The organism is Saccharospirillum alexandrii, assembly GCF_043641555.1.
Classification (GTDB): domain Bacteria; phylum Pseudomonadota; class Gammaproteobacteria; order Pseudomonadales; family Natronospirillaceae; genus Saccharospirillum; species Saccharospirillum alexandrii_A.
On the sequence record NZ_JBHZRJ010000002.1, the window covers coordinates 56,227 to 70,994 of the forward strand.

At 59.2% G+C, this 14,768-nt stretch carries 13 protein-coding genes; 11 read left to right on the forward strand and 2 right to left on the reverse strand.

What is annotated here, in order from left to right:
• The first annotated feature begins 121 nt into the window (after positions 1–121).
• Both hrpA and ACHUE7_RS06155 read left to right on the forward strand, forming a co-directional pair.
• Complete coding sequence (gene hrpA / locus ACHUE7_RS06150; protein ID WP_394169214.1) at positions 122–4,048, forward strand: ATP-dependent RNA helicase HrpA; 3,927 nt, start codon at positions 122–124, stop codon at positions 4,046–4,048.
• Positions 4,045–5,004: an alpha/beta fold hydrolase gene (locus tag ACHUE7_RS06155; protein ID WP_394169215.1), complete on the forward strand. Its 960-nt coding sequence runs from the start codon at positions 4,045–4,047 to the stop codon at positions 5,002–5,004. Before hrpA ends, ACHUE7_RS06155 begins: the two co-directional genes overlap by 4 nt.
• Here the strand turns inward: ACHUE7_RS06155 and ACHUE7_RS06160 are convergent.
• Together ACHUE7_RS06160 and ACHUE7_RS06165 are read right to left on the reverse strand one after the other, a co-directional pair.
• On the reverse strand, positions 5,001–5,345 hold the full coding sequence (locus ACHUE7_RS06160) for an EscU/YscU/HrcU family type III secretion system export apparatus switch protein (RefSeq protein WP_394169216.1): 345 nt from the start codon (positions 5,343–5,345) through the stop codon (positions 5,001–5,003). The two genes, ACHUE7_RS06155 and ACHUE7_RS06160, sit on opposite strands and share 4 nt — an antisense overlap.
• Positions 5,342–7,267 carry a hypothetical protein gene (locus ACHUE7_RS06165; RefSeq protein ID WP_394169217.1) on the reverse strand — a complete coding sequence of 642 codons (1,926 nt, stop codon included), beginning with the start codon at positions 7,265–7,267 and terminating at the stop codon, positions 5,342–5,344. The genes ACHUE7_RS06160 and ACHUE7_RS06165 overlap by 4 nt, the downstream gene beginning before the upstream one ends.
• Before the next feature lie 382 nt (positions 7,268–7,649).
• On the opposite strand from ACHUE7_RS06165, the gene ccmA reads away from it, so the two are divergent.
• The 9 genes from ccmA to ccmI all read left to right on the forward strand — a co-directional run bounded on the left by ccmA (position 7,650) and on the right by ccmI (position 14,592).
• Positions 7,650–8,285 carry a cytochrome c biogenesis heme-transporting ATPase CcmA gene (gene ccmA / locus ACHUE7_RS06170; protein WP_394169218.1) on the forward strand — a complete coding sequence of 212 codons (636 nt, stop codon included), beginning with the start codon at positions 7,650–7,652 and terminating at the stop codon, positions 8,283–8,285.
• The gene (gene ccmB, locus ACHUE7_RS06175; RefSeq protein WP_394169219.1) at positions 8,282–8,959 is read left to right on the forward strand and encodes a heme exporter protein CcmB; all 678 of its coding nucleotides are present in this window, start codon (positions 8,282–8,284) and stop codon (positions 8,957–8,959) included. Before ccmA ends, ccmB begins: the two co-directional genes overlap by 4 nt.
• Positions 8,960–9,067: 108 nt before the next feature.
• On the forward strand, positions 9,068–9,769 hold the full coding sequence (locus ACHUE7_RS06180) for a heme ABC transporter permease (RefSeq protein ID WP_394169220.1): 702 nt from the start codon (positions 9,068–9,070) through the stop codon (positions 9,767–9,769).
• Positions 9,769–9,945 (forward strand): heme exporter protein CcmD, encoded by a 177-nt coding sequence (gene ccmD, locus ACHUE7_RS06185; RefSeq protein WP_394169221.1) that lies wholly within the window; start codon positions 9,769–9,771, stop codon positions 9,943–9,945. The genes ACHUE7_RS06180 and ccmD overlap by 1 nt, the downstream gene beginning before the upstream one ends.
• Positions 9,942–10,433, forward strand: a complete 492-nt coding sequence (ccmE, locus tag ACHUE7_RS06190; RefSeq protein ID WP_348475091.1) for a cytochrome c maturation protein CcmE — start codon at positions 9,942–9,944, stop codon at positions 10,431–10,433. Before ccmD ends, ccmE begins: the two co-directional genes overlap by 4 nt.
• 8 nt (positions 10,434–10,441) lie before the next feature.
• Positions 10,442–12,394: a heme lyase CcmF/NrfE family subunit gene (locus ACHUE7_RS06195; RefSeq protein WP_394169222.1), complete on the forward strand. Its 1,953-nt coding sequence runs from the start codon at positions 10,442–10,444 to the stop codon at positions 12,392–12,394.
• Positions 12,391–12,924, forward strand: a complete 534-nt coding sequence (locus tag ACHUE7_RS06200) for a DsbE family thiol:disulfide interchange protein (RefSeq protein ID WP_394169223.1) — start codon at positions 12,391–12,393, stop codon at positions 12,922–12,924. The genes ACHUE7_RS06195 and ACHUE7_RS06200 overlap by 4 nt, the downstream gene beginning before the upstream one ends.
• Positions 12,911–13,372, forward strand: coding sequence for a cytochrome c-type biogenesis protein (locus ACHUE7_RS06205; RefSeq protein ID WP_394169224.1), 462 nt, complete (start codon positions 12,911–12,913; stop codon positions 13,370–13,372). The genes ACHUE7_RS06200 and ACHUE7_RS06205 overlap by 14 nt, the downstream gene beginning before the upstream one ends.
• Before the next feature lie 5 nt (positions 13,373–13,377).
• On the forward strand, positions 13,378–14,592 hold the full coding sequence (ccmI, locus tag ACHUE7_RS06210; RefSeq protein WP_394169225.1) for a c-type cytochrome biogenesis protein CcmI: 1,215 nt from the start codon (positions 13,378–13,380) through the stop codon (positions 14,590–14,592).
• Positions 14,593–14,768: the final 176 nt, after the last annotated feature.

The following is a 14,768-nucleotide window of genomic DNA, read 5'->3' on the forward strand; positions in this document are numbered from 1 at the left end:
TTGTATGAGACGCAAGACGGGGATGCCTGGCTTGCGTCTTTTCTGTTTCTGCTCTCTGGCTGTTTTACGTTCCTTATCCAGATGCCTATAATGCCGTCCCTTTTGGCAGACAGGTCCATGCATGCCGTCCAGTGCAGTATCAACCACGGAAATGACGCCCGATCTGGTTCAGCAGAACCTGTCGCAGTGCCTTGTTCGTGACCGGCATTATCTGACACAGCGCTGCAAGACCTGGCGTCAGCAACTTAACAAAGGGGAGGCATCGCCTTCCCTGGTGGCGGCCATTGAAAAAGCCTTCGTTCGTTCACGAGAAGGGTTTGTGGCGCGCGATCAGCGGGTTCCCGAAATACGCCTGAACGAAACACTGCCGGTTTCCGAGCGAGCCGAGGACATTCTTGCGGCGATCAGCAACCATCAGGTGGTGGTCATCGCCGGTGAAACCGGCTCGGGCAAAACGACGCAGATACCGAAGTTGTGCTTGCGGGCCGGGCTGGGCCGCTCAGGGATGATTGGTCACACCCAGCCACGCCGGCTGGCAGCTCGCTCGGTTGCCGATCGTTTGTCGGAAGAATTGAATGTTGAGCTCGGGCATCAGGTGGGTTACCAGGTTCGATTCACCGACCAGTCCAACGACGACACCCTGATCAAGCTGATGACCGACGGCATACTGTTGAACGAGATTCAGCAAGACCCGTTCCTCAACAAATACGACACCCTGATCATCGACGAAGCCCACGAGCGCAGTCTGAACATCGACTTTCTGCTGGGCTATCTGAAGCAGTTGCTGCCACGCCGGCCGGATCTGAAACTCATCATCACCTCGGCGACCATAGACGTTGAGCGTTTCTCAGAGCATTTCAGCCAGGCCCCGGTGATTGAAGTGGCTGGGCGCAGCTACCCGGTGGAGCATCTCTACCGGCCAATGAGCCCGGATGAAGACGATTACGCCTCTGACCTGCCCAGTGCCGTGCTCAATGCCGTTGAAGAAATCGAGCAGCTTGAACGGGCCGGTAAAACCGCAAACAGCGGTGGTGATGTGCTGGTATTTTTGCCCGGCGAACGGGAAATTCGCGAGACGTTCAATACCCTGAAGCGGGCCCAGCTGCGTCATACCGAGTTGTTGCCGCTTTATGCGCGGTTAAGTGCCAGCGAGCAACAGCGCATTTTTGCCAGCCACAGTGGCCGGCGCATCGTGCTCTCGACCAACGTTGCTGAAACCTCGCTGACGGTGCCGGGCATTCACTACGTGATCGACAGTGGGCTGGTGCGCATCAGCCGCTACAGTTACCGGTCCAAAATTCAGCGCTTGCCGATCGAGCCGATTTCCCAGGCGTCGGCCAATCAGCGGGCAGGGCGGTGCGGTCGTATTGCGCCGGGTCTGTGCATCCGCCTCTACGATGAAGAAGAGTTCCAGCAACGACCGGCCTTTACCGACCCGGAAATCCTGCGCACCAACCTGGCCTCGGTGATTCTTCAAATGCTGCATATGCGGCTGGGCAAGGTGGAAGACTTTCCGTTTCTGGAACCACCCGATAGCCGGATGATTCGGGATGGCTATACCCTGCTGACCGAACTGGCCGCCGTGACCGACAAGGGACATTTGACACCGCTGGGCAAAGAGCTGGCGCGACTGCCGGTAGACCCACGCCTTGGGCGCATGGTGATTGAGGCCAACCGGCAGAAATCGCTGAGAGAGGTGCTGGTGATCGCGGCTGCGCTGTCGATTCCCGACCCGCGCGAGCGCCCTCAGGAAAAACAGCAGGCTGCGGCCGAAAAACACGCTCAGGATAAAGACAAGGATTCCGACTTTCTGGCCTTCTGGAACCTCTGGCAACGCTACGAGGAAGAGCGCCAGACGCTCAGTCAGGGTCAGTTGCGCAAGTTCTGCAAAACCCAGTTTCTGAATTATCTGCGCATGCGCGAATGGCGTGATATTCACCGCCAGTTGCACTTGCTCGCCAAGTCACTTGGCTTTCGACTGAACGAGCAGGCGGCCAGTTATGAGCAGGTGCACAAGGCACTGGCATCCGGCCTGTTGTCGCAGATTGCGACCTACAAGGAAGACAAGCTCTACACCGCCGCACGGGGCCGCCAGTGCCGGATTCATCCGTCATCGGCGTTGTCACGCAAAGGCCCTAAATGGCTGGTAGCGGCGGAATTGGTGGAGACCACCCAGGTCTTTGCGCGCACCGTAGCGCGCATTGAGCCGGCCTGGCTGGAGCCGCTGGCGATGCATCTGGTGAAACGCAATTACACCGACCCGCACTGGGAGAAGAAGCGCGGCCAGGTCGTGGCCAAAGAAACGCTGATGCTCTATGGCCTGCCCATCGTGGCGCAGCGGCCAGTGCATTTCGGGGCGATTGACCCGGCACAGGCGCGGGAGATCTTCATCCGTTCTGCGCTGGTGGAAGGCGAATTTCAAACCAAAGCGCCTTTTTTTCAGCGCAACCGGGCCATGCTGGCCGAGGTGACCGGCCTGGAAGACAAGGCCCGCCGCCGCGATATTCTGGTCGATGATGACCAGTTGGTGGCGTTTTACGACCAGCGCATCCCGCACGACATCGTCAACGCCGCCGGCTTTCATGCCTGGCTCAAAAAACAGCCCCAGGATGCGCTGGACCTGACGCCGGAAGCGCTGATGCAGCATTCGGCCGATCAGGTCACCGAGCAGCAATACCCCGATTTCATCACCGTCGGTCGCATGAAACTGCCGCTGAAATATCAGTTTGAACCGGGCACCGACGCCGATGGCGTCACCATGACCGTGCCCGCTGGTGCACTTGCGCAATTGCCCTCCGGTCGGCTGGAGTGGCTGGTGCCAGGCATGCTTCGCGACAAGATCATCGCACTGATCAAGGCGCTGCCGAAATCCTACCGGCGCAACTTTGTGCCGGTGCCGGATTTTGCCGATGCGTTGATGAGCAGCCTGGCCGCCGATGACACCCCGCTGACCAAAGCCATCGGGGAACGCCTGTTCCGGATGACCGGCATTCGCGTACCGCAGGATGAGTGGCAACCCGACAAACTTGAAGCCCACCACCGGTTCCGGTTCGAGGTGGTTGACGATGCCGGTAAGGTCATCGCGTCCGGTCGTGACCTCGATGCGCTGAAATCACCCGCCAATGCCCAGGCGGCAAAAGATCGGGCAACCGCTGGCAAGAGCCGTGAGCAGGAAGCGGGGCCCGCCCATTATACCGACTGGTCGTTTGCTGATCTGCCCGAGGTGGAGCACCGCATTCAGGCCGGTATTCATATAGACGTCTTCCCGGCGCTGGCTGACAAGGTGAATGCCGTCGCGATTGAGTCCTTCACCCAGCAACCCTGGGCGGAACAGCAGCACCGCCAGGGGTTACTGCGTCTGGCCTGGTTTCAGCTGGAGCAGCCGCTGGGGTATCTGGCCAAACGGCTGCCTGCCTTCAAGGAAAGCGCCTTGCTGTTCGCACCCTACGGCAAAGCCGACCCATTACGACAGGATATGCTGTGGGCAACCCTGGCGCGCACGCTGGACCGGGGCGGCAAGTTGCCGCGCACCCGGTCGGCATTTGCCGCTTGGGTCGAGGCCGGTCGGGGCGAACTGGTTGAGCAGGGTGAACAGCTGGCCCGTCAGGTGCACGATGTGCTGCACCGCCACCATCAGGTTCGTAAACAATTGAAAGGGCGCGTGACCTTTGCCACAGCCTTCCTATACGCTGATGTGGCTGCGCAGCTCGATCAACTGGTGTACCCGGGGTTTGTCAGCGCCACCCCGGCCGAGTGGTTTACCGAAATGCCCCGGTATCTGGAAGGCGCCGACCGGCGCCTGAATCGGGCCGGGGGTATTCCCGCGCGGGAGCAGTTCTGGGTGGATGAACTGGCCGGTTTCTGGCAGCGTTACCAGAGCAAGCAGCGCACCCTGGCCGAACAGCAAATGGTCAGCCAGGCATTGACCGAGTTTCGCTGGCTGCTGGAGGAATATCGGGTCTCTCTGTTTGCGCAAACACTGGGGACCCGGATGCCGGTCTCGGCCAAGCGACTGGAAAAACAATGGCAACAGGTACTCGCTGAATGAAGCATGGCATCAAGGAATATCGGCTCAAGGTGCCGACCTGGCAGGGCGGCCAGCTGTTCGTGCGTCAGTTTTTACCGGAAGCTCCCCAGGCCCTGGTGGTGCTGTTGCATGGTCTGGGTAATAAAGGCGACGTCTTTTGCCATCAGGGTCACGGGCTGGCGCAGTTTCTGGCCGATATGGGCTTTCATTGCCTGGTGCCCGACCTGATCGGGCACGGCCAAAGCTGGCCTAACCTGAGCCGACGGCTCGATCACGACGCCAATCTGATCATTCGCGAAGACCTGCCCCGGCTGATGGCTGAAGCCCGTCGGCAGGCCGATGGATTACCGATTTTCCTGGTTGGCCAGGGCTTTGGCGGCGTGTTGCTGGCGTCTTCGTATGCGCGTGAGCCGGGTGTTCGCCCGGGCGTTCTGGGCATGATTCACCTGGGCACCCGGCGCAATGCCACGCTGGGCGGGGTGCATCATTCAACCCTGTCCCGCCTGACGACGGATGCGTTGTTACCCGCGTTGGGCACACTCAAAGGCGCGGTCCCCATGCGGTGGCTTGGGAAGGGCCCCGAACCCGAATATCTGACGCTCTATCGGGATTACCTGCGCTGGTCCAACGGCCCCTGGGTCGCACACGACGATACCGGTTTTGACTATGCGGCCGCCGCTCAGCACCTCGATTGGCCGCCCAGCCTGTACCTGGCCCGACGCAACGGTGGCTACACCGACCACGTCGCCGATGTCCGTGAATTCATGCGCGAGCTGGGCACCCACAATGGCCGACTCTGGGTGCTGGGCAAGCGCGATGGCAATTTGCGCAACTACAGCGCCCAATCCATGCTGATCCACGACGATGCCTGGGTAGACCACTTTCCGGTTCTGCTTGACTGGATCAACGAGCGTCTGCGCCAACTCCCCAAGGGCGTCCGCGTCCGCCATCTGGTGTCGGTGGATAGCTCTAGCTAGTCGCCAGCGTCGGACCCCGAGTAAGCTTCCCGAACTTTTTGATAGGCCGAGCGAGTGGCGGTGGGCGAGAACCCTTCCGGCACTTTATCGCGCAGAAAAAATGAAAACGCGAGGATGCCGGCGACCCATTCGTACAGCGCAGGCTGGATGTCCTGGCCGGTGTTGAGGCGGGTCAGAATATTGACCAGGTCTTCATCCTGATAGATGGGTACATCGTGCTCTTTGGCCAGGGCGACAATGGCGTCGGCCATCTCGTCGGTGCCGAGGGCGCTGACAATGGGGGTTTTCTGGCCCTTGTATTCGAGAGCGGCGGCCTTGTTGCCAGTCGTTTCTTCGGTCATGTGCGGATGTCCACCAGGGGTTTGAATTGGTCGGGTTCCGGCGTGGTCTTTTTAGGCGGCATGCCATGCCGGGTGTGCAAGTCGCGCTCACCGAGGCCCTGAGTCCACTGTTCGAGGGTGTCCAGATTGTTATTAATGATGCTCAGTGTGCTCTGATCCTGCGACCAGAAGATGACATCGGTATGGTCGGGCGTCCAGTGCAGGTCGGCGCACAGAGGCGCCAGCGGCGAGAGCTCAAAAAACAGGCGGAAGCGAAAAGGGCGCTTGCCGGGTGAGTCGGATTCTGCCTCTTCAGCCTCGGGTTTCTCCTGCCACCATTCCATGTTCAGCCAATGGTTCGGCCCCAGCCAAAGCATCGGAATACTCAGTTGTTGCACCGGCGGTGCCTCGGGGTTGGCCAAGGCGCCGAGTGCTTGTTGGATAGCGTTGTTCTGCGTTTTGCCCTGCAGGCTTTCCAGCAGTGTTCTTAGCTGTAACAGCGGTTGCAGGTCGTCCTGCTTAATGGCTGAGCCAGCGCTTTGATTCTGCACAGAGACACCCGGCGCATATCCGGTCGGTGGCGCATTCAACAGACGCTGAGCCTGCTGGGCCAGGGCTTGTTGCAAACTGGCCGGGTGCTGCTGAATGCGACTGTCGAGCACGGCCAGCCACTGAGACAACCGAATCTCTATGGGCACTGCCTGTGCAGGGTCGCGCGCTCCCTGAGTGGATGCTCCGGGAGGCGGCGCCAGGGTGCTGAACCGGGTGGGCGCCAGCAAAGGATCCGATGACATGGCCGTTGGGTTTGGGTTAGGCGACAGGTTGCCCGGCTGACCTGGGGGTGCGTTAAGGGTAAGGGGCGGACTGGCACCACCCGTCGAAGTGGCCGTTGGTTGAGCGGCTGCCGCTGGAGAACCGGTCGGCAGAGTGACCGGTGTCGATTGCGCTGCGGCCGACGTGTGTGGATTCACGACCACCGCGAGGCGCAACAGTGTGGGCGCTGCCTGGTTTCCATCGGCAATCGTGCGTTGAGGCGTAGGCGACAGACTCAGAGTCGGGAGGTTTGACTGGGCTCTGTCTGTGGCGATTGTGATTACCATTGCCGTACCCGAGGGCAGCGCCGGTGCACCGGGTGTCAGCGGTATCAGCATAACCGGCGCCCCGGTGCCGGGTGAAGTAGGTGCCAAATTGGGCGAATTTCCAAGCAACGGCGTACTGGCCGATTGCACAGAAGCAATGGCATTCAACAAAGGCGCCAGGGGTGTCGTGCTTAAGGTGTTGATCGCAGTGCTGACCAGTTGAGTGGATGGCGCGCCTGGGGTAGCAATGGCTGGCTGTGCCGGTGAGGGTATCAGCGGGGTCGCCGGCAAACTGGCAACCGGCGGACGCAACTGTGCCAGCGGGCTGAACACTTGCATCCACTGGGCCACGGTGCGAGCCGAAAGAGCGGGCTTCTGACTCAGCCATTGTACCAGCGACTGCAACTCGGGGGCGTCACCGGCCAGTGTTTGCAAGGCCGGGAAGGCGGGCGGAGCCGGCATTTGAGTGGTGTGCGCCCGCGGCAACGAATGCGCCTGCCAAAACTGCAGCGAGGCCTGCATCATGCGGTTGAGCTGAGCTGTATCGACCTGGGGCAACACCCGCAACTGGTTCTCCGGCGTTGCTTCAACCATCAACACCGTACCCGGCGGAAAGGCACGCTCACTCTGTACCCGAACCCACTGCTGATTCAGCGAAAGCACCAGGTCATACAAGGGCTTGTCCCGACTGCCCATGACCGTTTGTTCCACCACAACGGCGAGCGCGGGCAGGGAAGGCCGAAGCGCGTCGAGGCTATCGGCGCGCACGCGAACCACAGGCTCACTGCCACGATCAAGCGTTCGCGGTGTCAGGGTACTGTCTGTAGGACGCTTGATCGCGTCGGTCCGATCTATGCCAGCCATGTACAGGTCCGTACGTGCAGAGAATTCCCACCATACCCCGGTCGATGGGAAATACCAGTAAGGTGCCTGGCGAGTTTTTGAGCACTAAAGGCATACAGCTTAGCTGGGCTTCCTCAAAGTTAACCGAGCCGGAGAGCAGTGGCGGTTACCGGGTGTACCTATCCGGGGAAGTCTGCAGCATGGATGCTGCAGTCTAGGCCCCATGGACGGGTTCACGCCGACCCCGGATAGGTACACCCGGTGGCCGACACTCAATTCAACTATTGAAGTTAACGGCCCAGCGGCCAGAGACTGTAGCTTTGAACCAGCCTGCCTGGGCCAGACTTTCGTATTCCAGCCTCTGAGTGGGTATAATCCCGCGACCTTTTTTCAGAGACAGACCATGGCCCGAGTGTTGTCCGCAGTGGGACTGGATTGCGAGCGTGATGACCGGCATCTTTTCAGGGATTTGTCGTTTGATGTAGCAAGCGGTGAGATCCTGCATCTGACGGGCCCGAACGGGTCCGGCAAGACGACCCTGTTGCGTCGACTGGTGGGCATAAGTTCCGTGGTTCACGGGGACGTTACCTGGTTTCCGGATTCTCCTGAACGCACCGTCGAACCCTGTGAAAAGATTTGGTATATCGCCCATAGGCCAGCAGTGACGTTGTTACAATCGCCGCTCGAAAATATGGCTTATGCGCTGGCATTGCACGGGATTCAGGTGCCAGAGTCAGTGGTTTGGGACGCATTGGAAACCGTCGGCTTGCGTGGCTTTGAAGACGTGCCCAGTCATCAATTGTCGGCCGGCCAGCAGCGTCGAGTCGCGCTGGCCAGGCTTTATTTGCCACTGGAACCAGACAGAGTGCGTGCCTGGGTGTTGGACGAACCACTCACCGCCCTGGACATCGAGGCCGTTGATCGCCTTAAAGCCCGAATTATCGACTATGCCCGGGCCGGTGGCAGCGTGATTATGACCAGCCACCACGGGCTGGATAGCGAAACAGTGCGAACACTGGAACTGGGGGCCGCGTTATGACGTTCATGCCCCTGCTGAAATCCGTGTTCCGGCGGGAAATGCAGCTTGCGTATCGGCGTCGTTCAGACCTCGCCAATCCTCTCCTGTTTTTCCTGATCGTCGTGGTGTTGTTCCCGCTGGGCGTAACACCCGACATGACCAAGCTGGCGGATATGGCGCCGGGCGTGCTCTGGGTGGGTGCTCTGCTGGCGAATTTGCTGTCACTCGATCTGCTGTTTCGCAGTGACTACGAAGACGGCTCGCTGGAACAGATGCTGCTGGCCTCATTGCCACCGACCTCGCTGGTGCTCTGTAAAGTCTGGGTGCACTGGCTGGTGACCGGGTTGCCGCTGACGATAATGGCACCGCTGTTATCGATCATGCTGGGCCTGCCTGGCAGTGCCTTGCCGCTGCTGATGCTGACGCTGGCACTGGGCACCCTGAGCCTGAGTCTGATTGGCAGTATAGGCGCCGCTCTGACCGTGGGCTTGCAGAAGGGCGGGTTGTTATTGACCCTGCTCATTATGCCCTTGTTTGTACCGGTTATTATCTTCGGAACCGGTGCCGTGCAGGCGCAGGTGGCCGGAATACCCTGGCAGGCGCACCTGGCCATGCTGGCGGCGATGACCACCGGGTCGCTGGCATTGTCGCCACTGTTGACCGTTGCCGCCCTCCGCATTGCGGTGGGCGATTGAATTCGAACAGGCTGCCCGGCAGGACCGGGTGGTGGGAGTACCTCTAGCATGTGGCAAGCCTTTGTCCGGTGGTTTCACAAATGGTCATCGCCGAAATGGTTTTACACCATGAGCCAGCCCTGGAGCTTTTGGCTCGGTTGGGCAGCGACGCTGATCATCGCCTCAGCGCTGGTTTGGGGGTTGATGTTCGCGCCCGTTGAACGGTTGCAGGGCAACAGCTACCGCATCATCTTTATTCATGTTCCCTCGGCGTTTTTGTCACAAGCCATTTACGCCGCCATCGCTGTGCTGGGCCTGGTTGGCCTGGTCTGGAAAATGAAACTGGCGTTTTTTGTCGCCAAACAGTGCATACCTGTTGGCGCCAGCATGGCATTTCTGGCGCTGGTGACCGGCGCTATCTGGGGCAAACCCACCTGGGGTACCTGGTGGGAATGGGATGCCCGGCTGACTTCCATGCTGGTTCTTCTGCTGCTCTATTTTGGGTTGTGGGCCCTGCACAATGCCATGGAACGCCCAGAAAGCGGCGACCGGGCGGCTGCCATTCTGGCCCTGGTGGGGGTTGTGAATTTACCAATCATCAAATTTTCAGTTGAATGGTGGAACACCCTGCATCAGCCAGCCACCCTGAAATTTACCGAAGCGCCGCCCATGCACCCGAGCATGCTGATCCCGTTTTTAATGGCCATTATCGGGTTTTATCTGGCCAGCATGGCCTGGGTGCTGATGCGTACCCGGCTCGAGATTCTGCAGCGCGAGCGCAAATCGCGCTGGGTTGAAGACGAGCTGAACCGTTTTGCAGAGGGGCAGTAATGGGCGCTTTTGACTCTTTTTCGGCCTTTCTGGCCATGGGTGACCATGGAGCCTATGTCTGGTCTGCCTATGCGGTCGGTGCCGCGGTTATTGCCTTTAACGTTATTGCGCCGCGTGTGCACCGCCAACGACTGATTTCTGATCACAAACGCCGGGTGCGGCGGGAGCAACGATGAATCCAAAACGTAAACAACGACTGATGCTGATTTTACTGGGGACTGGCGGTGTCGCAGTTACTGTATTGCTGGTGTTGTTTGCTCTGGGGCAAAACATGAACTTCTTCTATTCACCGTCGGACATCGCCCGGGGTGAAGCGCCACTGGATCGTCAGATTCGCGCGGGTGGGATGGTGCGTGAAGGGTCCGTCAGGCGCGAGGGCGAGACGCTTAAAGTGCAGTTTGTGGTCACCGATTTTGCCGCCGACGTTACCGTTGAGTACGACGGCATTCTGCCGGATCTGTTCCGCGAGGGTGATGGCGTAGTCGCCATTGGTCAGTTGAACAGCGATGGCATTGTCGTGGCCAGTGAAGTGCTGGCCAAACACGATGAAACCTACATGCCGGTAGAAATTACCGATGCACTGGAACGGGCCGAACAGGCGTCCAATGCAACTGGCAGCAATGCCGAAGGCAACAGCACCCCCACCAGCAGCTACGGTTACTGAGGAGTTTTATGTTACCGGAATTTGGACAGTTTGCCCTGATCCTAGCGTTTCTGATGGCCATCGGTCTGGCCACTATGCCGCTGTATGGTGTGATCGCCGGTCATCCGGGTTTTCAGCGCACCGCGCCCGCCTGGACCTGGGGGCTCTTCGTGTTTCTGTGTATAGGGTTTGGTCTGCTGGTGGCCAGCTTTGTTAACGACGATTTCTCCGTACGCATCGTTACGGAAAACTCCAACACCCGACTGCCCTGGTTTTACAAGATATCGGCAACCTGGGGCAACCACGAAGGCTCCATGCTGTTGTGGATTCTCATGCTGGCTGGCTGGGCCGTCGCGGTCAGTCTGTTTGCCCGCAGTTTGTCGCTGGAGCTGAAAAGCGCTGTGCTGGGCGTCATGGGTATTATTGCCGTCGCCTTTCTGCTGTTTTTACTGGAAACCTCCAACCCCTTCGATCGCCTGCTGCCAATCCCCCCGGGCGACGGTGCCGATCTGAACCCCTTGTTGCAGGATATCGGGCTGATTTTGCACCCGCCGACACTCTACATGGGCTATGTGGGTTTCTCGGTGGCCTTCGCCTTCGCCATTGCCGCTCTGATTACCGGTCGGTTTGATGCCAGCTGGGTGCGCTGGTCGCGCCCCTGGACCAATGTGGCCTGGGCCTTTTTGACGATAGGTATTGCACTCGGCAGCTGGTGGGCCTATTACGAACTGGGCTGGGGCGGCTGGTGGTTCTGGGACCCGGTGGAAAACGCGTCGTTCATGCCCTGGCTGGTCGGCACAGCGCTGATTCACTCCCAGGCGGTGACGGAAAAGCGCAACCTGTTTAAATCCTGGACGCTGCTGTTGGCGATCATGGCGTTCTCGTTCAGCCTGCTCGGTACCTTTCTGGTGCGCAGTGGCGTGCTGACCAGTGTGCATTCGTTCGCCACTGACCCTGAGCGCGGTGTCTTTATTCTGGCGATCCTGCTGGTGACCGTTGGCGGTTCTCTGCTGCTTTATGCTTTACGCGCCTCGCAAATACGCGTGGCCGGGGAATACCAGTTGTTGTCGCGGGAAACCTTCTTGCAATTCAACAACATCATTCTGGTGGTCATCACCTTCATGGTACTGCTGGGGACCCTGTTCCCGCTGGTATTCGATGCGCTCAACCTGCGCAAGATTTCGGTTGGGGCTCCCTATTTCAACGCCATGTTCAATTTCTTTATGGTGTTTCTGCTCTCGCTGGTCGCCGTAGGGCAACTGCTGCGCTGGAAGCGACACCCCGCAGACAACCTGACCACCTTGCTGAAAGTCGGCATTCCGGTTGCTATTGTGGCGGGCCTGGTATTGCCGTTGCTGATTTCAGGCCGCTTTCACTGGCAGGTCTGGCTCGGTTTGGCTCTGGCATTCTGGTTGTTGGCCGGTCTGGTGCGTTTGCTGCTCGATCGCACGCGCAATGCCAGTAATCCCTGGCGAGCACTGGCGCGCGCCGGCGGCGGCTTCTGGGGTATGTGGCTGGCGCACCTTGGGCTGGTGTTTTCGGTCATTGGCGTGGTGCTGGTCTCCAATTATGAGGTGACCCGCGATTATCGTATGGGGCCTGATGATCGGGTCACCATGGGTAACTATGAGTTCCAGTTTGAGGGAACCCGGGCGGTTGGTGCATCGAATTTCCGAGGTGATGAAGGCATTCTGAATGTCTTCCGCAATGATCGGCAGGTGGCAACTCTGACCCCAGAGAAGCGGTTTTATACGGTACAGTCCAGCACCATGACGGAAGCGGGTATAGATGCCGGTCTGTTCCGGGATCTGTATGCTTCACTGGCCGAGCCATTGGACGACAGCCGTCAGGTCTGGTCGTTACGGTTGCAGGTGAAACCCTTTGTCCGCTGGATCTGGCTTGGGGCCATTTTCATGGCGCTCGGTGGTGTGGTTGCGGTACTTGACCGGCGTTACCGCAGAAAATCGGGGGTAACGTTATGAGCAAACGACTGGTTTTTTTTATGCCGTTGGTGGCCATTGCCGCCATGATGGCGCTGTTTGCCTTTGCCCTATTGAGCGGGGTTAACCCTCAGGAGATGGATTCAGCGCTGGAAGGGCGGGAAATGCCTGCCTTTCGGCTGACCGATGTGAACGACAGCCAGCGAACCCTGACCGAAGAGAGCCTTGATGGCGAGCCTTACCTGATGAATTTCTGGGCAACCTGGTGCCCTTCGTGCAAGTTTGAACACCCCTACCTGAACAGCCTGGCCAGCGAAGGGGTGCGCATCATTGGTGTCAATTACAAGGATGACCGGGAACTGGCGGTTACCTGGCTGCGCGATTACGCCAACCCCTATGACATAGACGTGTTCGACCCCAATGGCGACCTGGGCTTTGAGCTGGGTGTCACTGGCGCACCGGAAACCTTCTTTGTGGATTCTTCCGGCATTATTCGCCACCGCTTTCAGGGGCCAATTGATTCGGCCCTATGGGATAACAAGTTAAAGGCTGTTTACGATGCGATGGAGTAACCGACTGATCGCGGCAGCTTTGCTGCTGATTTCGCTGTTTGCCGTGGCCGAGCAGGAAACCCTGATTTTCGACAACGACTCCTTGCGTGAGCGATATCTCGAACTCACTCAGCAACTGCGGTGTCCCAAATGTGAAAACCAGAACATCGCCGGTTCCAACTCCTCCATTGCGGAAGACATGCGAAACAAGACCTACGAGCTGCTGCACCTGGGCTACAGCGACGATCAGGTGGTCAATTACATGATCGACCGTTACACCGAATTCGTGATTTACCAGCCCCGTCTTAACTGGGGCACGGTCTGGCTCTGGCTGGGTCCGGTGCTGGCCCTGGTGCTGGGCGCTCTTATGGTGACCTGGCTGGCACGGCGCTCGGGAACCGAGCCGCCCGATGAACTCAGTGACGATGACCGATCGCGTCTACAGACCCTGCTGGATAAGGATTCTTAACCCCTATGGCCATACTAGTATTTGGCGCACTTCTGCTGGTAGCACTGCTGATTGTAGCGACGCTGGCGCGGCGGCGCGGCAATGCCACCGAGCAGGATTCGGTGGCCGAGTCTATCCGCATTCACAAGGACCGGTTGCAGGCCCTTGACGAGGAACATCAGCGCGGTGAGCTGGAAGACACTGACTATCAGCAGTTCAAGGCAGAGACCGAACGGGCCTTGCTGGAGGATACCCGCAAAGCCAGCGATACCGACCCCGGCCGCGCAGTGCCTCTGGTTGTGGTGGTTGGCGTTGGTGTTGTCATAGCGGCCTCTGCCTGGTGGCTCTATGGTGTGTGGGGCGCAGCAGATGCGGTAGAGGTTCGCCAGAATTTCATCGACCTGGCGACAGCCCCGAACCCGACAGAAGCCCAGCTCAAGGAAACACTGGACGGCTATGAAGCCTTGCTGCAAGAGCATCCGGACGACATGGAAGGCTGGTTTCGTCTGGCCAACATGCAAATGGAGCTGGGGCAGTTCAGCCGGGCGCAGCCTACTCTGGATCGGGTGTTGACGCTGTTGCGTGAAGGCCCCCGCAATGCCGAAGACGAGTCGATGATTCTGGCCTACCTCGGCCAGACGCTCTGGGCTCAGGAGCAAGTCGAACCGGCACTGGAACGGTTTCAGGAAGCGCTCGAATACAACGCTCAAAATACACTGGCGCTGGGCTTTGCCGGGCGGCTTACGTTTGAGCTGGCGTCTTACCGGTCGTCCATTGATTACTGGACCCGACTGAAACGCCTGGCAGGCGAAGAAGCAGACACCCAATTGATCGATGAATTCATCAGCCGGTCCGAAGCAGCCCTGGCTGAGCAGGGAATCGACTATGAAGCCGATGTCGGCCCCAGCATCGACGTAAGCCTGGCACTGCCAACGGCCTGGGAAGGGTTGCCGGAGACGGCCGTACTGTTTGTGTATGCACGACCGGTTGATGCGCGCATGCCCCTGGCCGTGAGACGAGTGCCGGTTTCCGCTCGCCAGATGAGAGTTGTACTGACCGACGCTGACGCCATGGGCGGAATGGGCGGTCTCAGTGGGCAGGGTGAGGTGGTTATTACCGCCCGTGTGTCCTTTGAGGGGGTAGCGGAGCCGGCACCAGGCGACTGGGTGGCCGAGGACGTGACACTGGACCTCAGCGAACAGAACAGCTTCCAGGTTGACCTGGAGGTACGCCAACCCTGATGACGGGTCTGTCGTCAGGATGCAGGTTGACCGGAGTCACATTTTTGCGGGAAATCTAAGTCCTTGATCTGGCACTAAAAATCGACGCCGGGAGACGGTTTCAACCGGCCGCGATTGACGCTAGAATCAAACGCATTGATTCGATCGTGGGGCCTGGCATGATGCCGGGCCCGCCA